Here is a 19,657-nt window from a genome sequence, read left to right on the forward strand (position 1 = left end):
TCTTCTCCTTTCTAGAATAGAGATTCTCCTTTAAGTTTTTTCACGATTTGGTTTGCGGTAACGAGCAGCATGAGATTAATGACGGATAGAAACAGTCCAATCGCTGCACCAAACGACCAGTCTGCCGCCTGCAGCCCGCGCTTGTATACGTACGTTTCAATAATTTCAGAGGCAGGTAAGTTTCGATCGGTCTGAAGCAAATACGCTTTTTCGAATCCTACCGCCATAATTCCACCAATCGCTAGAATAAACAGAACAGCCATGACAGGCTTTAGTACCTGAATATCAATGTGCCATATCCGCTGTAAGAGCGAAGCCCCGTCAATAACTGCTGCATCATGCAATTGAGGGTCGCTGTTCGACAAAGCGGCCACATAAATAATGGAAGAGAAGCCGGCAGCCTGCCAGACTCCCGATGCTACAAAGATCGTTCGGAAATATTCCGGCTCGGACATAAAAGAAATCGGCCGGTCGAGAAAGAACGTTAATAAAGCATTTAGTGGTCCAGCTGGAGATAAGAACATAAAGATCATCCCGCCGATAACCACCACAGAGATAAAATGAGGAGCATAGATGATCAATTGTATATTCTTTTTCACCCGTGCTCTTCTCACCTGATTTAACATCAGAGCTAAAATAATCGGTACCGGAAACCCAATCAAAAGCTCATACGCACTTAATTTAACCGTGTTGGAAAATATCTGAAGAAAGTTCGGCGACTGCATAAATCTCGTAAAATGGGTAAATCCCACCCACTCGCTGCCCATAATGCCTTTAATAGGGCTGAAATCTTTAAAAGCGATAATGACGCCGTACATGGGCAGATAATTAAAGATAAATACCGTGAGAATGGCAGGCAGTAAAAATAAATACAAAACCCAATTTTTCTTAATATTGCGAAATTTTCTTTTACTCAATTTCGTCTTCGTTTTGCTCTCCTTCCTCGCTAATGACCCAACCGTGTTGTCCACGCTACCCCCTCCTTGCTTGTGTGATTTTCCTGCTTGTTTCATTCCTCCATTGCATCCACCCTAGTTATTGTAAAGTGTTAGCGCTTTCCTTTCTCTACATCAAAGTATATGTCAACCGGTTTCACATGTCAACCGGATGACATAAATTTTTATAAAAAATCACAACCACAAAAGGAATACCTGCACCTCCTTTTTTTACTGGGTTGTTTCGCTTTCCAGCAGCTTTACAGGAAGAATGGTTTCAGCTTCTATATCATCCGCTTCTTCATGAATCTGCTTCATTAGTACATCAATCACAGATGCTGCCATCTCTTTTATTGGCTGCTGTACCGTAGTAAGCTCCGGACATAAAATACGAGTCGTATCTGTCCCGTCATATCCAACAACCTTTACCTCTTGCGGAATACGAATTCCTCGATTCTTAGCTTCCTCCATCACCCTGGCCGCGATAAAATCGTCACTAGCAAATATGCCGTCCATATCTTCATTTTCATCAAAAATCCGAGGAATAATATCATCTTTTATTTCATACGTAACTGGCATTAATCGATTCTTTTTCATGACATCCTCATAGGCAAACCGTCGTAAATTTGCCGGTGTATCAAGCAGAATTGGACCGTTAATATGAATGACTCTTTTACAGCCTTTTTGAATCAAAAGCTCCGTTGCCTGCCTGCCGCCGTCGTAATTATCACTCGAGACGACAGGAATTTTTTTTGACAAGTTACGGTCCAGACCGACAAGCGGCAGCCCCGCGTGGTCATATTCCTTCACGCCTGTGTTATGCGCACCCGCGATAATACCATCCACCTGATGCCGTTTAAGCATTTCGAGGTAATCTCTTTCTTTATCTGCCCGTCCCTGACTATTACAAAGCAGCACTTTATATCCGAGCGATTCACACATATTTTCCAGATGAAAAATCAGCTGACCATAGAACGGATTGCTTGTCGTGGGGAAGATTAATCCTATCAAAAAAGTCTTGTTAATATATAGGGACCTTGCAATTTCATTTGGATAATAATTCAGTTGTTCCATCGCCTTTTTTACCTTCTGCCGGGTTTTCTTCCCAATATATCCGCGGTTGTTTAATACTCTGGATACGGTCGTAGGAGAAACGCCGGCTGCTTTTGCCACATCTCCCAGCTTCACTTTCATAATAGGGCTCCTTTACTTTTATTTTCATACTAACCGGATGACATAGTTCACTCATGTTTTTTAGGAAAGGAGCGCGACGCTACTTTTGTGACCATATAAGCCGCTGGACTCAAACCAAAAAGCATCATCAAGACGGGTAAATTGATATACAAAAAAATGAAAACAGCCAACCCAGCACCAATAAAAATGGTTTGAAAAGGTCGAGCCACTGCTAATACAACAGAATACTTTATGTACATCCAGAAGGACAGGCGGAAATGAGAAAAAATCGGAAAAATATACAGGAGTACGAGCACATAAATTACTCCAACGACAAAGGTAATGCTTGCAAGAGTAACCTGCAGAAAATTATTTTCAAGCAGTTGCAGGACGCGAAAGTCCAGGTATAATATAATACCTGCAGCCACTAAAACATATCCCATTACATTGGCCATGACAAATTCCGATTTAAATTTCTTTAAAAATAGCTTATAATTCGGTTCATCTTCATCTTCCATTATCATTTCCCGCATCACGGCAAATAACGCAGCCGTTGCCGGGAAAAATCCCAGTACGAACAAGCCGGCTAGTGTTAAGAAAAACCACAATAAGTGAAACACGATAAGTTGGAATCCAATATTTCCCCACCTTATGTACCAGCGTGTGGAATCAAACACGTCTCAGCCTCCCTTTCTGTGAAATAGATGACGTAACCAAGAATACACTAGTTCTCGCACATAGTAAATTAGCGAATTACGCGGAAAGGATAGCATTATGAACAAGAGCTGCATTAAAGACCTGTTCTATTATTATAAATATCACGCCCTTTTTATAGCATTCAGTGTATTTGTGTTTGGCTCGATTTTCTATTCTTTTATTAACCATCAAATCGAACAAACCAACTCTGCCAATGAACCAGCTCCTGACCTGGAGATATTATTTTTTGGAGAATATCACACAGAAGAAACTTCCAGCCTCGAAAAACAAATCGAACAACAGTTTCCGAACGTGGACACTGTCGAAATAAACGTGGAGTATTCCCCGGCAGAAACAGATTCGGAGATGGATATCGCCTCAGCTCAATTGCGCCCCGTGGTGCTGATGAAAAATGAGCCCGATATCTATATTACAGACAAGACACATTTTGACATCATGACTGAAATGGATGTATTTTACACAATAGATTCTGAAGAAGCATTTGTACAAGAATTAAGCAACGATTCTTTGATGTGGAACCCGGACGATGAGGAAGAAATATACGGAATCGATGTATCGGACAGCAGCTTATTTCATGACTCACCGGTAGGTGGCGCAGAAAAAATCGCATCCATACGTGGGGATTCTAATAATGTTGAGGATGCCTTAGCGTGGATAGAACATGCCGCGAAATGAATAAAGGGAACCATGGACGAAGACAATGATCCTCTTGCTAACGATAATCACCTTTTATTTCCCTACCTTCTCCCTCTCCTATACGATTTTGTAACCGCGTTAGAGTTACATCAAGAGCTCTCTTAAGTTATGTCAATTTTCTCTAGTTTGTATATGATACAATCAAATAATATCAATAATAATGAATTTCTGCCCCAAACTTTTAAAAAACACACACGAATAGAATTAATTGAAGACACTTTCCTTTCTCTATGGTTCTTAAGCTTATCTGGGTTAAACCGTTGACCAAATACCAATGAATAATAATAAATATGAAAACAAATAAAAAAGGAGTATAAAATGACCGATCCTCTTACTACAATAAAAGAAAATTTATCTAAATTAACGAACGCTCAAAGAATTATTGCTGACTATATATTGAAGAACTCTTCGGAAGTAGCTTTTCTTACTATTAACCAATTAGCTCAACGCGTTAACACAAGTACCACTACCATTATGCGTTTGACTTCAAACATAGGATATACAGGATACAGTGAATTTCAAAAAGGATTACAACAATTATTACGTGCTCAGACGGCTCCTCAAAATCGTTTAGAGGTGAATTTAGAGAACGTGAATAAAGATGATTTATGGGGAAATACAATTAATCATCATCTTTCCCACATACAAAAATTAATGGAACAATTGACTAAACCACAGTTGGATGAAGTTGTTCATAAAATAATTTCTTCAAGACAGGTTTTTTGTATAAGCGTTCGTAGTGGACTTCCAGTCGGCCAGTATTTGACACATAGTTTAAATCGGACGTTAGGAAACTGTAACCTGGTGATGGCGGATACAAGTGATTGGGTAGACGATATCATTAATATGGATTCTGAGGACTTAATAATAGCAACCAGTTTCCCCCGGTATGCTAAGCGGATCATCGACTTTGTAAAAGCTGCTAAGGAGCAAGGAGTACAGATCGTTGCTATTACTGACAGTTATTCCTCTCCCATTATTGAATATGCTGATACAGTTTTAATTTGTGATTCAATTAGTCTCGCTTTTCACAATTCTCCTATTGGAGCAATGGTGGTTGCGGACTATATTATTAACGCCACAGCCATAGGCCAATCAGAGAAAACGAAAAAACGTTTAGATAAGGTAAATAATGTGTTAACAAATATGAATTATCATTTTAAAGAAATAGAGACAGAATAATTTTTGATAAACTATTTTTGAAGATATTGTTCATAAAGCTTTTCAAAGGACTTATTAAAGTTCTTTGAAAAGCTTTTTTTATGGCAAAGAGTAAGGGTTTACATTTTAGGAATAAGTTGTTATAGTAAAAAATATTACTAAATAAAAATAATAAGTAATAAAAATTACCCTGAGGTGATTATATTGACAGACCCTCAATTTTCTATTGATTCACATTTATTAACTCGCATGAAAAAGATTGGATCTTCTGTATTTGCTGACGTGATGGAAATGAAAAATGTTATGGATTACCGTGTGAAACCCGTGAATTTTTCAGAGACTTTAGTAGGGCGCGTAAGAACAGTTTCATTATCTCAAGGTGATAATTTGTTTTTGCATCATGCAATTTATCAAGTAGAGCGTAACGATATTATTTTAGTAGATGGCCAAGGTTATAAAGAGGCTGCATATTTAGGGGAACTCATGGCAGGGGCTGCGGAGGCATTAGGAATCAAAGGGATCATAATTGATGGACTCGTTCGCGATAAACAAGATCTTCGTCAGTTAGATATCCAAATTTATGCTAAAGGCTTTATACCATACGGGCCAAGTAAAGAAGGGCCAGGTTCATTTGATAAAACCATAACATGTGCCGGAGCTATTGTTTCTCCTTATGATTACGTAGTTGCAGATACAGATGGAATAGTTGTGGTTCCTCGAGAGAGTGCTGAAGACATTGTAGGAAAAGCTGAAAAAAAATTAAAGTACGAACTAAATCGCTTAGAAAAAATTAATTCGTATAAAAAGCAAATAAGCAATAGTAACAAATCATCGATTGAGCCTGATTGGCTGGAAGATAAGTTGAAAAAGTATAACTTGTAGCAATAAGAAAAGGGGAACAAAGAATGAATATCGGTTTCATAGGATTTGGTGAAGTAGGGCAAGAAATGTCAAAAGGATTCTATGCTAATGACAGCAGTCATAAAGTATTTGTTTACGATACTTTATATGAAAAAACGGAGACAAAGAAACGAGCAAAGGAAGCACATGCAGTTCTGTTTGCCAACCCTCTAAAAGTGGTTCAAGAAGAGTTAGATATACTATTTGTGGCAGTTCCAGCTCAGTATTCGAAGGATGCTTGGAAATCTGTTTGGTCAGATTTGAATGACACCACCATATATGTAGATCTTTCAACAGCGTCTTCAGAAACTAAGCAACAAATTAGTAAAGAAATGAAGTGTGAAAATAGACTATTTGTTGACGGAGCTATTATGGGTCCATTAAAGGTTAATCAACAAAAGGTACCCATGATGGTTAGCGGTATTGGATCAAAAGAATTCATAGAATGGGGAAAAGCATTCGATATGAATCTCGTATACGTTAGCGAGCTTGCAGGAGATGCGACGAATATTAAATTTATTCGAAGTATTTTTACAAAGGGGCTTTCCACCCTTCTTCATGAAGTAATGGAAATAGCAGAAAAATTAGAATTAGATGAGACCATATTAAACTCAATTACTGATACTATCGATAAAGAGCCTTTTGAAAATGTGATCAATCGATTAATCACAGGTAATGTGTTCCATTCAGAGAGACGTGTGAAAGAAATGGAAAATGTTATTTCTTTTATGCTAGAAAATGATATAGAGCCTCAAATGACAAGAGCTACTCGCGATAAATTAATAACTATTACTAACACAAATATAAAAGAAAAATTTCACGGAAAAGCACCACTGCACTGGAAACATGTGATGCAAACAATCAATCAAACATAAAAAGTTTAAGTTAGGAGGGATTTAAATGGGGGTAATTGGACTCGTTGTTTTTGTAAGCGTTTTAATTATTTGGAGTATCAAGTTAAAAAGAAACCTTGGAGAAGCTGCATTAATAGGTTTCTTAGCGATTATACCTTTAGGTGGTGTAGAAGCTTACTCACTGTTTTTACAAGGAATTAGCTTCGCTTCCACATTTTCTGTACTTTATGCTGCCATTGCTTTTGTTTTTATGGCTTATGTTATTGATAGGTTTGGAATAGTAGAACGACTGCTGGCTATTTTGAACTCATTAGTAGGAAGACTGCCTGGAGCACCAGCAATCATGGACGCTGTTGGCTCTTCCGTTATGGGAACCTTGTCAGGAGGAGATTCAGGAAACACAGCTGCAACGGGGTCTATCACTGGTCCATGGATGCTTCGAAATAATTGGAATAAGGAAATAGCGGCTTCTGTTATGGTCGGCAACGGAGGTATGGCCTCTGCTCTGCCACCTACAACCTCTATGTTTATCATTCTTGGTTTTGCCCCAGTAGCAGCAGCTATTACCACTGGAGAATTTTTTATTGCTTTATTATTTGCCGGAGCTTATCAGTTTTTACACAGACTGATAATGATTGGATATTTTGTTAAGAAGCAGAATATAAAAGCCTTCCCAGCCGAATCAATAAACCCATTAAGTGTTTCTTTAAAAAATGGCTGGAGTTCTATTTTTATTTATATGGGAGCCATCATTCCCTTAACTTTAACAATCGGACCCTTGGCAGATTTTATAGGAGCAATACCCTCTTTAGGGGAAGAAGCACTAGACAGCATCGACATAGTAATTTGGATACCTACCTTGATGATAGCCATCGCCTTTCTCCTCGGTAGAAAATCAGTGCCTGACTCAGTAATTGGTTTATTTGAATTCATAAGACAATCTATACCTCGCTTCACTGTAATCGGAGCGTTAATATTTTTTGCGGTTGCTTCAAGTGAAGTATTAACTGCCTTAGGTTTATCTCAAAACATTGCCCAACTTATAAGTGCAGCGAATACTCCTGGATGGCTAACGGTCGTATTACTTGGACTCGGAATTACAGCTATTGCAGGACCTTTAACATCAACTGGGACACTTACAGCAGTAGGTTTAGTCTCCTTTGAAATATTAGTATCTTCTGGCTTTTCTCCATTAATTTCGGCAGTAGTGGTCATGACCTTTGCTTCTACATCTGCACAAATGCCTCCAGCTTCTGGTTCTATTTATATTGCTTCTGGAATCGTTGGCGCAAGACCGGAAAAGACGTTTGCCATTTTGATACTTTATTATGCATGTCCAGTAATTCTTATAGGTTGGTTAATAGCTATGGGAATTTTACCAATTTAAGGAGGTTTTAAACAATGCAGCTTCTATTAGAACGACTTTTTACGATATGCTTGTTATTATCATTGTTATTAGCATTATCTATGGTATTAAGCCAATTGACTGGAATAATCATTGGAAATGGTGAGGTGGTAGTTCAAAGTAGCGAAATATTAACACAGCCAACAATTATTTTAGCAGCTATTTTTTCAGGACTTGCATTTATATTAGGTTTTTTTCCAAAATACCAAGAAAAAAATAATTCTTAAGTGAGTCCATCTCATCTATCGTCTATTATAATGATCACCCGAATTCATAAAGCAAAATAGGCGTGGATAAACCTAATCATCCATGCCTTTTTTATTTATGACCTGCAAAGTGAGGAACAACTGGCAATGTTTAGAATCGAGTAGGATTGGATGATTAACATAGTGGGGAATAACAATCTAGTATTCTACTAGATAAGAGTTCTGATCACCACTCTATCCTGTCAAACGTACAAGCTTTCGTGTTTTGGGACTCAATGAACGAATTTCCCCAACGGCTTCTACTTTTGTTCATACAGTCACGAATCTCTATCAAACTTTCTAATTGAAGATAGTTGGTGCATTTTTCTCATTTTTCCATCAAAAATATGTAAAATTCATAAAATTTACTGCATTTTTCTTTCTATTTTTGTGCTAATTTATTATAATTATAAAGTAAGAATGAATATTCCCTCCAGTTTCTGGATTCGTACGATGGATGGCATGTTCATTTGCTGCTTACTCAAAATAGAAAGGGGACACGTTAGGATATGAAAGATAACGAGAATGTTGGAAAGTGCCCGGTAACACACCAGGGTATGCCCGGCCAATCTCTTAAAGGTACCACGAACAGAGAATGGTGGCCGAATCTATTAGACTTAAATGTTCTTCATCAGCATGATACAAAAACGAACCCGCTCGGGGAAGATTTTGATTATGCAGAAGAATTTGAAAAGTTGGATTATGATGCCATGAAGAAGGATCTTCATGACCTCATGACAGACAGTCAGGATTGGTGGCCTGCAGACTTTGGACATTATGGTCCATTTTTCATCCGGATGTCCTGGCACGCAGCAGGAACATATCGTATAGGAGACGGCCGCGGCGGCGGAGGAAGCGGATCTCAGCGTTTTGCTCCGTTAAACAGCTGGCCGGACAACGGGAACCTGGACAAGGCCCGCCGTCTGCTATGGCCGATTAAACAGAAGTACGGCAATAAGCTCTCATGGGCTGATCTGCTCGTGCTGGCAGGGAATGTGGCAATTGAATCCATGGGCGGAAAGACCATCGGTTTCGGCGCGGGACGCGAAGATATCTGGCATCCGGAAGAAGACGTGAACTGGGGTCCGGAAACCGAATGGCTCGGGGACAAGCGTTACTCCGGTGACCGTGAACTTGAAAACCCGCTTGCGGCTGTTCAGATGGGATTAATCTATGTTAATCCGGAAGGACCGAACGGCGAGCCGGATCCCGTCGGAAGCGGCCGCGATATCCGTGAAACCTTTAAACGAATGGGAATGAACGATGAAGAAACCGTGGCTCTTACTGCCGGCGGTCATACATTTGGGAAGGCCCACGGTGCCGGAGACCCATCACACGTCAGCGCGGAACCAGAAGGAGCTCCTGTTGAATCTCAAGGCTTAGGCTGGAAGAGCACCAACGAATCCGGCCACGGGTCTTACACGATTACGAGTGGAATTGAAGGCGCCTGGACGCCTACTCCGACAACGTGGGATATGAGCTACTTTGACCTCTTGTTCGGCTATGAGTGGGAACTGACAAAGAGTCCTGCCGGTGCCTATCAGTGGACTCCTGTCAATCCGGAGGAAAAAGACCTTGCCCCGGATGCAGAAGATTCCTCCAAACGCGTGAAGACAATGATGACAACGGCAGACATGGCGATGCGTATGGATCCTGAATACGAAAAGATCGCCCGCCGCTTTCACAAGAATCCGGACGAGTTCGCCGATGTGTTTGCTCATGCGTGGTTTAAGCTGCTTCACCGGGACATGGGGCCGCGCGACCGTTATCTCGGACCGGAAGTACCAAAAGAAGAGTTCATCTGGCAGGATCCGATTCCAGCCGTTGATTATGAGCTGACAGATTCGGAAATAGAAGATCTTAAATCAAAGATCCTCGACTCTGAACTTACGGTGAGTGAGCTCGTCAAAACAGCCTGGGCTTCTGCGAGCACCTTCCGCGGCTCGGACATGCGCGGCGGAGCAAATGGTGCGCGTATCCGGCTTTCTCCACAGAAAAACTGGGAAGCGAACGAGCCGGAGCAGCTCGAGAAAGTATTGTCTGTACTGGAAGGCATTCAAAAGAAGCTCGATAAGAACGTCAGCCTCGCTGATTTGATTGTGCTTGGCGGAAGTGCGGCTGTCGAAAAAGCAGCCAGAGATGCCGGCTACAATGTGACGGTTCCGTTTGAGCCCGGACGTGGCGATGCTACACAGGAGCAGACAGACGAAGAAAGCTTTGAAGTGCTCGAGCCGGTGGCGGATGGATTTAGAAACTATCAAAAGCAGGAGTTTGCGGTTAGTTCAGAAGAGCTTCTCGTAGACAAGGCACAGCTCTTAGGCCTGTCTGCTCATGAAATGACCGTGCTTGTCGGCGGAATGCGCGTTCTCGGCGCTAACTACGGCGGGACCCTGCACGGTGTCTTCACGGATCGTGTCGGCACTCTCACGAATGACTTCTTTGTGAACCTGCTTGATATGGGCATCGAGTGGAAGCCTGTAGACGGCGGTGTCTATGAAGGTCATGACCGCAGCACCGGGAAAGTCGTTCGTACGGCCACGAGAGTGGACCTCGTATTCGGGTCCCATTCCGTTCTCCGCGCCCTTACGGAAGTATATGCGCAGGAAGACAATAAAGAAAAATTCGTTCAAGACTTTGTCGCAGCATGGGTTAAAATCATGAATGCCGACCGTTTCGACATTAAAAAGCCGAAAAAATTGGCAAAAGCATAAAAAACCGGGCACTGCGCAGATCACCATGCACAGTACCCAGGAAGTAAAGCATCTTACCAGGCTGCTGCCGGACCTCAGCCCGCTTTCACGCGCGCTGTGGATCCGGAGCACCTGCAGGGTGCTTTTTTCTATCTATTATTCTTTTTTAACTACCATGTAATCCCTTGCCAATGAGAATGTGCTGCACATATTTTTCCACCCGGGACTCTCGCGTTTTGGATTGCTTGGCTTTCGAAAAATAAAGAATGTATGCCCTCTGCCGCCCCGGGGTCAATGCTTCAAATGCTGTTTTCACGGCAGGGTTTTCTTCGAATTTATGTTGAAGCTCTTCAGGTATAGTGTATTCTGTCTTCATTTCCACTTCCAGACCGGCTCTTTCCACTTCAATGGCCTCATATATATAGTTTTTCAAGATGGACTCCAATTCAACGATATCTCGAACATTGGTGAACCGAACCTGGCGGGCAGCCTGTACATTTTCTGTCTGCTGAATGAGAATTCCATGGGCATCCTTTAATAAGGCTCCTTTGTGAAACAGCAGCGCGCAATACTTCTTAAATCCATGTATTAATACGATGTTTTTGTTATCAAACGTGTAGCAGTGATGCATCCACTTAAAGTCTTCGGTCAGTTCACAGTCAAGCACGATTTCTCTCAGTTTTTCAAATTCTTCCTTCCACTGGGTGGCTTCTCTTAAAAACCCATCCCTCGCAATAGACATTCGTTTTACGAAGTGTTTACACTTTAAGCGTCTCCTTTTTATAGTCGAGCGGGGTCATCTTCATTTTCTTGCGAAACTTACTTGGCTGGGCACGTTTTGTATCATGAGGATGACTCTGTTAGTAGCACTTAATAATAAAGATTCTTACAAGAACAATGAGAAAAAAATGAAATCCATCAGAGCCGGCTGAACAATCCGGCGCTCTGATGGACCTATTGTTTTACCTAAAATCCTACCTCTGGCAAAGAGAATTGGTGAACGACTTCGAACCCGTTTCCTGGACCGCCGGGTTTTACAATCACTGTCCCCATATTAGGTATTGGGCCCAGTCCCATTCCTTCCGGGAAGCTGTGAGCTACAATAACCTTATTTCTTCCCTCCTCTGGTATTGTTTCTAACACGGACTGTAGATGATTCAAAATTCGTCTTCTATCTTCATCAGGCAGACTTCCACTCAACCGATATATCTCCACCCAAAAGGGATCAATGTAAACATTGCTGCCTCCGAATGCCAGCTGAGCTGTTTCTATAGTCCTGCAAAAAGGACTTGCCACAACAGGATATTCAATAGGAATTTGTAAAGAACGAAGCATGTCTCCATAGTAAATGGCCTGCTTTCTTCCCGTAACCGAAAGATTTCTTTGAGTAAGGCAGTCTTGAAGGTTTACATGAGGCAAATCACTTCCAACAGCTGCTTCCCCATGCCTTGCATACAATATAAAGCCACCTTTTCGCAAGGCATCAAGCAATGATCTGTACAAGTGACCTCCCCCTCCCATGCACCATTATTTGTACTGGTAATGTATGCTGCTCACCTTTAATTTAGTAACAATCGAGCAGAAGGGGCTCGCTCCTGACACAGGTCTTCAAAACCAAACTCAAAAATGATTCAATTTTTCCTTTTTTACCTTTGGCCATCTGAATCTTGGAACATGCTGTACCATCGCTTCATAAATAACTCCCCATTGAATCTCGGACAGTGCTGCCACAGGAACGTCCTGCTGAAGGCCAAGAGTTCTTTTTACATGTTTGATTTGAGGCGGTGTAAACACCCCTCTCAGCGCTGTATCAAGAGATAAGCTGGGTTCTTTCAGCACGAACTCAGCAAGGCCATAAAATGCTATATAATCTTTTAATGGTACAATCGGCACTGCTTTCCTGTTAATCGTCATGATTGCAGAGTCTACTCTTGGCGGGGGAGAGAAATTTTTTCTTGAAATCCCTCTCACACAGCTTATGTCAAAGTACATTCTCCAGGCTGCTATATAACTGTCTTTCACTAAATCCGATGTGAATCTTTTCGCTGCTCCTTTTTCCAGCACAAGGACTCCACGTTGAAATCCACTAGAAGGTTTGTTCAAAAGCATTTTCATAATCGGTGTGGTAATGGAGTATGGAATACTCGCTACCACAATAAATTTCTCCTTTGGGAAACGCAGATTTAATATATCCTGCTGGATAATTGTAGTGTTAGGCAGTGGTTTTTGTTTTAAAGCTTCTACGTACCTGACATCATACTCAACTGCCACTACCTTTGCAGCTCTTTGATTCAGAAGCGTGGTTAATGCCCCTTTACCGGCACCCAATTCCAACACCGTATCGGAATTTGCTATATTTACCTGGCTGATAATTTCATTTAATAGCTTTTTATTATGCAGTAAATGCTGTCCGGAAAAGTTTGTAGGATTGCCGCGGTTGACTTTTTTCCCGGCGTACCTTTGCTTTTTTCTTGTCATGATTTTTCTTCCTTTCACAATAAAAATCCACAGACCGGCTGCCTGCGAATCAGAGCAAAGGAAGAAATGTATCCTTGTGAAATTGGACATCATGCAATAAGGACTGGAATACCAAATAAGCCTTATTATATAAAGCAATTCAAGATAATAGCATGAAAAAAAAGACAGACTTCTCTGCCTTTTCTCTCGCAACAAATTATCTATACTACGAAGATTATTAAAAAAGGACAGACTACTCCCGTTTACTCTGTATTCCCAAACAGAGCCTTTGAACGTATTTAATTACTGGTTCAAAGCTGGGAAACGAAGTCTGACAGAATGCATTTTTAATAATCCTCCTCACAATCGTATTAGGTACAGAAATAATTATAGATACACTTACATATTTAGTCAATGCTTCTTTAAAGTGTTTTACAGTCTATTTTTCAGTAAATTCAGCGAGATTTTCAAGTGTGGATGTTAATCCTGTGTCATGGTCCTCCTTGCGAATTCCTACAGGTACATTTTCACAAACGATAGTCACCTTTGTGCCTTCTGAAACAGCTTCAAGGTACCACGTCTGGATCATCTCACCTGTGAAAGCCGGATCATCCGAATCGAATATTACAGATAGGACGATTTTTGTGTCTGGAATCAGCATAAGAAACTTTCCCTGAGATACGTCAGTATTTTTCGAAGTCTTTCCTGGGCTGGTGTGATCTATTTCATAGTTGAGTGTCATTCGATAAGCTCCGCCTTCGCGAGGGTCAAATATGTCAATATGACCTGACATCCCTTGTGGAGGAAGCCATGAAACCAATGCTTCCGGATTCAAATATGCACGGTAGATGATGTGGGGGGATGCCATAATTACTCTTGAAGCAGAATCTATTCTATGACTTGACTGATTTGTCATCTTAAACACTCCTTATTGGCGTTCTGTCCTAATTTTATCACTTATGGATGGTAAAAGTTTCTTCTCGGGGATTGCTATACATTCTGGGTCCTACTTTCCTCATTTCGACCTTTTTGTTCCAAAAATTGGCAAAATAATCTATGTAAAATTATGGATTTTGAACCTTTCATATTAAAAAAAGTTCCACTATATTTAAATGGCATGCAAATTTATGAATTGGGAGTGTTTGAAGTGAAATTGCTTAACAGTTTTATGCTTACTGTTGCTTTTACCTTCTTAGCGGTTTTCTCCTTTTCTAATGTATCTTTTGCGGCCGAAAACAACCAGGAGAACGATAATACGATTGAATCGTTCCACTATGTAACGGTGGATGAAAAAGATGTCGATTCCCAAGTCGCCGTGAATAACCACTCCAACCAAGACATACAAGTAACCATGGTTCTGCCTGAACAGAATAAAAATGGCGATTGGCTGGCATATGGATTTACGAGCAGGGAAACGCTGCAGGAATTTATTGAAAAAGATAAAGAGAGACTCCAAAGCGAAGTCAATGTCATGGCGAGCGGTACTTGCTGCACCGATTTCTATGAAAACAAAAATAAAGGCGGGCAGTATATTTATTGGAGAGATGGATTTACAAACTTGTCTTCGAGCTGGAATGACAGAATTTCCTCCATAAGTACGGCGTCCCCTTCTTCAAGCTATTCGACGACACTGTGGGAGCACACTTCATCTCAAGGGTACGGCGACGGAGTCTTCTTTAGACATTTCGATTGGTATGGTAAAACTGCTAATTTAGCTGCGGATTGGAACAACAAGACGTCAGCGATCGAAATTAAATAACCGATTTGCTGTTGAAAATAGAAAAGAAGCGAGACCGTCCAGACCACAGGGACGGTCTCCTTTCTTGTAATTTTTCAATGATACCGGATCTGCGGATGATATATCGCTCTCTTCTTTCATATGTATATACAATCATACACTGGAATGAGGGAGAAAAACTTGTTTGGTTTTGAATTAATGACACAGCAGGCATTTACCGTTTCTAAAGGAGATGTATTTTCCACAGCCGTGTGGTGGGGGAAAAACAAAATAGGAAGAGGGGTGGATTTTTACCATGTGAGCGGGTACATATATTCAAATAAAAGAGTAGCTGCCACTGGACGTTTTCATTATGTTGACAAAGACTCCCAGCCCTATTTTTCCTCCATAGAAACAAAAAGCTGTGCATTCGTTCCCTTTCAAAATCAACTACCTCCATCCTTCAAGGTGGAAGTAAAGCTCCCAAATGATACGTATTATGATTGGCTGGAAAGACATGCCTTCCTTATTTTTAGAAAAAAGGGAGAAGACGATAATATATTGCTGTATTTTCTCCCTCATTCTATTGAGAAAGTCGGAAATGCCACCTATCTAATAGATATCTTCAATATTATTAAAAAGCATTTGAATTGAGCTTTTTTATAGAAAAACATTTCAATCTTCTGCCTTATTTTTCTTCGGTCCTATGAAAACAGCTGCGATTCCTATAAAGCCATAAAGAATAAAAGCAGGAGCATACCCCCACGCCCCGATAAATAATCCTGCCAGCGAGGAACCGATTACCTGCCCCACGGCCAACAGCAGGAAGGGAATCCCAATCCCCAGGGAGGCATTTTTTATAAATACACGGATGCCCCAAACGAGCAGTACACCGGTTAAAAATATATATGCCCCGCCAAACAGTCCTGCCGACGCGAATGACACAAGCCATTTTTCAGGTGCGATAGATATCAATATTGATGCTGATGCAATCGATAAACTGCCCAGCTTGTACGCAAAGGCCAGTCCGTATTTTTCAATGAGAGAACCAGAAAACCCGCCCAGCACACCAAAAATACCGATGACCACCCAGAAGCCGGAGAGCTCCCAGCTCCTGTAATCTCCCGCAATTTCTATAAAAGATCGGGAAAAGGTCCAAAAGGCAGCGGTGGAAATCCCGAGTATCAATGATGCAGTAATCAATGAATTGGCTCCTTTGATTCCTTTTAAGGATAGATTTCCTTTTTCAAAGGTTACCTTCCACCTTTTCTCCGCTCTTGGAATGACTCTGAAATTCCAAAGCAGTGCCAGCAGTGCCAGAACGGCATAAATTCCATAGGTTACTCTCCAATATGGCGATAATAAAATCGCCCCTGCCCCGGACAGGGCGATACCAAAGCTCGTTCCTGAATTAATCCATGTATTGCCCTTCCCCTGCTCCGCTCTGCTCATCCAAAGAGAGATCGCCGCGCCGTATGGAGGAGAGGCAAGCCCGGTGCTTGCTCCAGCTAAGAACACCCCAACCGCCAGTACCCATACATTGGGAGTGACAGCCATGACGAGTAATCCCAAAAAGGCTGAAGCCCCTGCTAAGAGAATCATCCGTCGAGGACCTTCTCTTGTAGTAATCACGGTCGAGAGGACAATCATTACGCAATACGCAAAATAAAACAAAGAAGAAATAATCCCTGACACGGCTTCTGACATTCCGAGGGATTCCTTTATGTCGGGGAGCAGCAGCCCAAAACTAAACCTGGCCAGGCCATACGTCACAGCAATCATCGTAAGACCCGGCAGAACCAATCTTAATAATTTCATCGTATTTCTCCTCCTGAGACTATAAATTATATAGAACGACCTTTCTATTTTATAAAAAAAAAAATTACGATGTGTGTTGGATAAGTGTCCTCGCCATCGTAATAGAATGTTTGGTTGCTTGTTCTGCCCCAATCAATGTCGTCATCGACGTTGTGCCTTCGAGCAGCAAAGTAAATTGTTCGGCAAAATCCCGCTCATTGTCCCTGCCCTTTCTTTTGGCCAATTCTTGAAAATAGCGCAGCAGTTTGGACTTGTGCCCCCTGGCAATATTCTCGATCTCGTTGTTCGTCCCCGCATAATCCTCTATCGCCCTTAAAAACATGCAGCCTTTGGTGGAATGTTCTTTTAACCAGCGGCCATGAGCTTCCACTACGAGAATAAATGGAGAATCCGAATCCATTTCTACGTTGGCATCCAAATAAGACCAGTACCGTTCCTCCCGCTGTTTCAGCACTTCTTCAACTAAATTTTCTTTAGAAGAAAAATGGTTATACAGCGTCATTGTTGCAACATTTGATTCATTGATGATCTGCTTCAGTCCTACCCCGTGAAATCCATATTCATAAAATAATCGTTCAGCCACTTCCAGCAGTGTGTCTCGTTTTATAGAACGGCTCATATCATCCACTTCTCCTTATATTAGATAGAACAATCATTCTAATTTTAGAATAACAATTTCTGATTGTATCGTCAATGGTTTCTATTTTTTGACGATATATTGACGACAAAGTTGTTAATTTTTAAATTACTATATTATGGTACAATATTATCAATATTGAAAATTACATTTACAAAATTTATAAATTTACTATCTTTTTCTATATAAGTAAAATTATATAGGGGTGATATTTATTTTTAAAAAAGGATTATTAATCGGAATTATTGGATTACTATTAGTCTCGCTAACTACGATGGATGCCTCTGCAGCTAATCGAATAATTCCTATAGAACCTTGGTCAGCAGAGGACATCGGATTAAATTTCACGACTAAAGAAACTGTTAGCAGGAGTGAATTAGTAGATTTTCTTGATGAAGTAAAACGTGCAGAAAAGGATGCAGATGTTTTGAATAATATACGTTATGGCATAGCTACATCAGCAGTTGCTCACCCCCTCACCCAATCACTTAAAATTAGTATGGGAGCAGGTGGCGCATCTGGGCTTATATCTTCTCTTATAATTAATAAAGATTTAGGCTCTAATGATATTCAAAGCGCTTTAAATAAATCTACTGCAAAAAATTTCGATATAGCTATTAAATATGAACAAAAAAGTCGTGGTCAAGATAAATGGTACGAAGCTACTGCAATAAGTGTTAATCCAGCGTAAATTTATTTAACAATGGTGTTTTGGAATTAACGAGTTTGCTTAACAAATCAAAGATCATATTGATCTTTGATTCAGAGGTGTGATAGGAGGACGGTTAGTCACCGTCTCCTTTCCGATTTCTTATTTGTACCGAATACCTCAAAAAGAAAAATATTAAAAACAGCAATTACTGCTATTATAATAAAACTACTCATTTTAGGTAGATCAAAAATTAAAATTATTAGTGAAAAAATAATAAGAATTATAATAAATCCTATATATTCTCGTTTCCTTTTGGACATAATCTAACTAACTCTCCTTTTCATTATAACTCACATATCCGATTTCCTAGGCGTTTATAAACTAACTTCATTTGCTTGTATTACCTCACAAGAAGGTTTTGTTATTTACTAGCCCTAACATAATGTTCACCTCAAAAAGAATTATGTTTTATTGTTTAGTTACATCCTTACAATCTTATCCCCCAATAATAGTTGCGAGCTTCGTAGTTATAGGAAGTATTATTTTGATAAGTAGTGTGATTTACTATTTTACTACAAAAAAAAATTAAAGAGCAATGTCTCCAGTTCCTGCTGTTGCTGAAGTAATTGTCAATACAAGACGCATGGTCTACACTAGGGACCTTTAACATTATACATAATTGATATGGTTCCTCCCACACTAAAACACTTAGCGCTTTTCTAATGCGCTTCCTTTAATTCGAGTTCTACTAATTTTATTTTCTGTTATAAACGTTTCGGAGGTAATAAGGCTTGGACGCCTCATCGCAACTCCTTGAATAATTGTAAAACTGTTCCACCCCTCCTTTAAAGGGGAGAATGCCTTATGTTCCGATAAATATGCGCCTAATGCAGACGCCGCTACACCCGTTGCCGGATCTTCGTTATATCCAGCTCTTTTCGGGAATTGACGTGCCTGCACACACTGATCGCTTTTCTTTTCCATGGCAAAAGGATAAAACCCGGTGGTATTAAGCTCATCACATACGTTCCATAGATACTCAAAGTCGGGTCTAAGATTATTAAGTGTTTCCACCGTTTTTAATGGAATAATTAATTTGTGGCGGGACGTAGAAACAGATTGTATAGGAAAATTATTAATATCCTGTTTTTCGATATGTAATGCGTTACAAATTTCTTCTGTATCGTTTACATGCACAAATTCAAGAAGGAACTGTTCGACAAGACAATCAACATTCGATCCGTTTATTTGCCACACTACATTGACCGGCCCCAGCATTGTCTCCACCATCGTTGGTGAATGCTTTATCAACCCTCGATTTACGAGAACGGTAATGCTTCCTATCGTCCCATGGATACACATTTCCATCTCATGCAAAGGAACAAAGAAACGAAGCTTTATTTCACAATCAGAACGAGTGGATTTTAAAACGAAGGCTGCTTCATGCGCAAAATCCTTTGTCATCTTTTGCATGATGTCTGTTGTTAAACTGTCTGCATGCAGAACAACCGGACACGGGTTGCCTCCATAATAATTGATGAACTACCCACGGCCACGGAAAGGCTGCTAATTATAGCTGCGTCTTCCCCGTGACTATTTT

The 19,657-nt window shown here is 40.6% G+C and carries 20 protein-coding genes; 10 read left to right on the forward strand and 10 right to left on the reverse strand.

Annotated features, from left to right (window positions below; translation table 11 throughout):
- Nucleotides 1–11 precede the first annotated feature (11 nt).
- The 3 genes from ACE4RR_RS01055 to ACE4RR_RS01065 form a co-directional block, all read right to left on the reverse strand.
- A complete protein-coding gene (locus tag ACE4RR_RS01055) occupies nt 12–971 on the reverse strand; it encodes an ABC transporter permease (protein WP_375533535.1) in 960 nt (319 codons plus the stop codon).
- Between the two features lie 195 nt (nt 972–1,166).
- Entirely contained in the window at nt 1,167–2,129 is a 963-nt protein-coding gene (locus tag ACE4RR_RS01060) for a LacI family DNA-binding transcriptional regulator (RefSeq protein ID WP_375533536.1), read from the reverse strand.
- 47 nt (nt 2,130–2,176) lie between these two features.
- Entirely contained in the window at nt 2,177–2,785 is a 609-nt protein-coding gene (locus ACE4RR_RS01065; RefSeq protein WP_375533537.1) for a YesL family protein, read from the reverse strand.
- A gap of 97 nt (nt 2,786–2,882) precedes the next feature.
- On the opposite strand from ACE4RR_RS01065, the gene ACE4RR_RS01070 reads away from it, so the two are divergent.
- From ACE4RR_RS01070 to katG, 7 genes are all read left to right on the forward strand, one after another.
- A complete protein-coding gene (locus tag ACE4RR_RS01070; RefSeq protein WP_375533538.1) occupies nt 2,883–3,500 on the forward strand; it encodes a hypothetical protein in 618 nt (205 codons plus the stop codon).
- Between the two features lie 339 nt (nt 3,501–3,839).
- Entirely contained in the window at nt 3,840–4,703 is an 864-nt protein-coding gene (locus ACE4RR_RS01075) for a MurR/RpiR family transcriptional regulator (protein ID WP_375533539.1), read from the forward strand.
- Nucleotides 4,704–4,886: 183 nt separating this feature from the next.
- A complete protein-coding gene (locus tag ACE4RR_RS01080; RefSeq protein WP_375533540.1) occupies nt 4,887–5,564 on the forward strand; it encodes an RraA family protein in 678 nt (225 codons plus the stop codon).
- Nucleotides 5,565–5,587: 23 nt separating this feature from the next.
- A complete protein-coding gene (locus ACE4RR_RS01085; protein ID WP_375533541.1) occupies nt 5,588–6,457 on the forward strand; it encodes an NAD(P)-binding domain-containing protein in 870 nt (289 codons plus the stop codon).
- Between the two features lie 25 nt (nt 6,458–6,482).
- Entirely contained in the window at nt 6,483–7,823 is a 1,341-nt protein-coding gene (locus ACE4RR_RS01090) for a TRAP transporter large permease subunit (RefSeq protein WP_375533542.1), read from the forward strand.
- 14 nt (nt 7,824–7,837) lie between these two features.
- A complete protein-coding gene (locus ACE4RR_RS01095) occupies nt 7,838–8,068 on the forward strand; it encodes a hypothetical protein (protein WP_375533543.1) in 231 nt (76 codons plus the stop codon).
- Nucleotides 8,069–8,595: 527 nt separating this feature from the next.
- The gene (katG, locus tag ACE4RR_RS01100; RefSeq protein ID WP_375533544.1) at nt 8,596–10,797 is read left to right on the forward strand and encodes a catalase/peroxidase HPI; all 2,202 of its coding nucleotides are present in this window, start codon (nt 8,596–8,598) and stop codon (nt 10,795–10,797) included.
- A gap of 145 nt (nt 10,798–10,942) precedes the next feature.
- Here the strand turns inward: katG and ACE4RR_RS01105 are convergent, their stop codons facing one another.
- From ACE4RR_RS01105 to ACE4RR_RS01120, 4 genes are all read right to left on the reverse strand, one after another.
- Nucleotides 10,943–11,518 carry a YdeI/OmpD-associated family protein gene (locus ACE4RR_RS01105; RefSeq protein WP_375533545.1) on the reverse strand — a complete coding sequence of 192 codons (576 nt, stop codon included), beginning with the start codon at nt 11,516–11,518 and terminating at the stop codon, nt 10,943–10,945.
- 224 nt (nt 11,519–11,742) lie between these two features.
- Nucleotides 11,743–12,279 carry a histidine phosphatase family protein gene (locus ACE4RR_RS01110; RefSeq protein WP_375533546.1) on the reverse strand — a complete coding sequence of 179 codons (537 nt, stop codon included), beginning with the start codon at nt 12,277–12,279 and terminating at the stop codon, nt 11,743–11,745.
- 117 nt (nt 12,280–12,396) lie between these two features.
- Entirely contained in the window at nt 12,397–13,254 is an 858-nt protein-coding gene (gene erm, locus ACE4RR_RS01115; RefSeq protein ID WP_375533547.1) for a 23S ribosomal RNA methyltransferase Erm, read from the reverse strand.
- A 418-nt stretch (nt 13,255–13,672) separates the two neighbouring features.
- Entirely contained in the window at nt 13,673–14,149 is a 477-nt protein-coding gene (locus tag ACE4RR_RS01120; RefSeq protein ID WP_375533548.1) for an SRPBCC domain-containing protein, read from the reverse strand.
- A gap of 252 nt (nt 14,150–14,401) precedes the next feature.
- On the opposite strand from ACE4RR_RS01120, the gene ACE4RR_RS01125 reads away from it, so the two are divergent.
- Both ACE4RR_RS01125 and ACE4RR_RS01130 read left to right on the forward strand, forming a co-directional pair.
- A complete protein-coding gene (locus ACE4RR_RS01125) occupies nt 14,402–14,992 on the forward strand; it encodes a hypothetical protein (RefSeq protein ID WP_375533615.1) in 591 nt (196 codons plus the stop codon).
- A 159-nt stretch (nt 14,993–15,151) separates the two neighbouring features.
- On the forward strand, nt 15,152–15,604 hold the full coding sequence (locus ACE4RR_RS01130) for a hypothetical protein (protein ID WP_375533549.1): 453 nt from the start codon (nt 15,152–15,154) through the stop codon (nt 15,602–15,604).
- 21 nt (nt 15,605–15,625) lie between these two features.
- On the opposite strand, the gene ACE4RR_RS01135 is transcribed toward ACE4RR_RS01130, so the two are convergent.
- Together ACE4RR_RS01135 and ACE4RR_RS01140 are read right to left on the reverse strand one after the other, a co-directional pair.
- Nucleotides 15,626–16,768: an MFS transporter gene (locus tag ACE4RR_RS01135; protein WP_375533550.1), complete on the reverse strand. Its 1,143-nt coding sequence runs from the start codon at nt 16,766–16,768 to the stop codon at nt 15,626–15,628.
- A 64-nt stretch (nt 16,769–16,832) separates the two neighbouring features.
- Nucleotides 16,833–17,387: a TetR/AcrR family transcriptional regulator gene (locus ACE4RR_RS01140; protein WP_375533551.1), complete on the reverse strand. Its 555-nt coding sequence runs from the start codon at nt 17,385–17,387 to the stop codon at nt 16,833–16,835.
- A gap of 223 nt (nt 17,388–17,610) precedes the next feature.
- Between ACE4RR_RS01140 and ACE4RR_RS01145 the strand changes: the two genes are divergently transcribed.
- A complete protein-coding gene (locus ACE4RR_RS01145; RefSeq protein WP_375533552.1) occupies nt 17,611–18,096 on the forward strand; it encodes a hypothetical protein in 486 nt (161 codons plus the stop codon).
- A 669-nt stretch (nt 18,097–18,765) separates the two neighbouring features.
- On the opposite strand, the gene ACE4RR_RS01150 is transcribed toward ACE4RR_RS01145, so the two are convergent.
- Nucleotides 18,766–19,596, reverse strand: a complete 831-nt coding sequence (locus tag ACE4RR_RS01150; RefSeq protein ID WP_375533616.1) for a PhzF family phenazine biosynthesis protein — start codon at nt 19,594–19,596, stop codon at nt 18,766–18,768.
- Nucleotides 19,597–19,657: the final 61 nt, after the last annotated feature.

Source organism: Alteribacillus sp. HJP-4 (assembly GCF_042139015.1).
Taxonomy (GTDB): domain Bacteria; phylum Bacillota; class Bacilli; order Bacillales; family Marinococcaceae; genus JBHIKY01.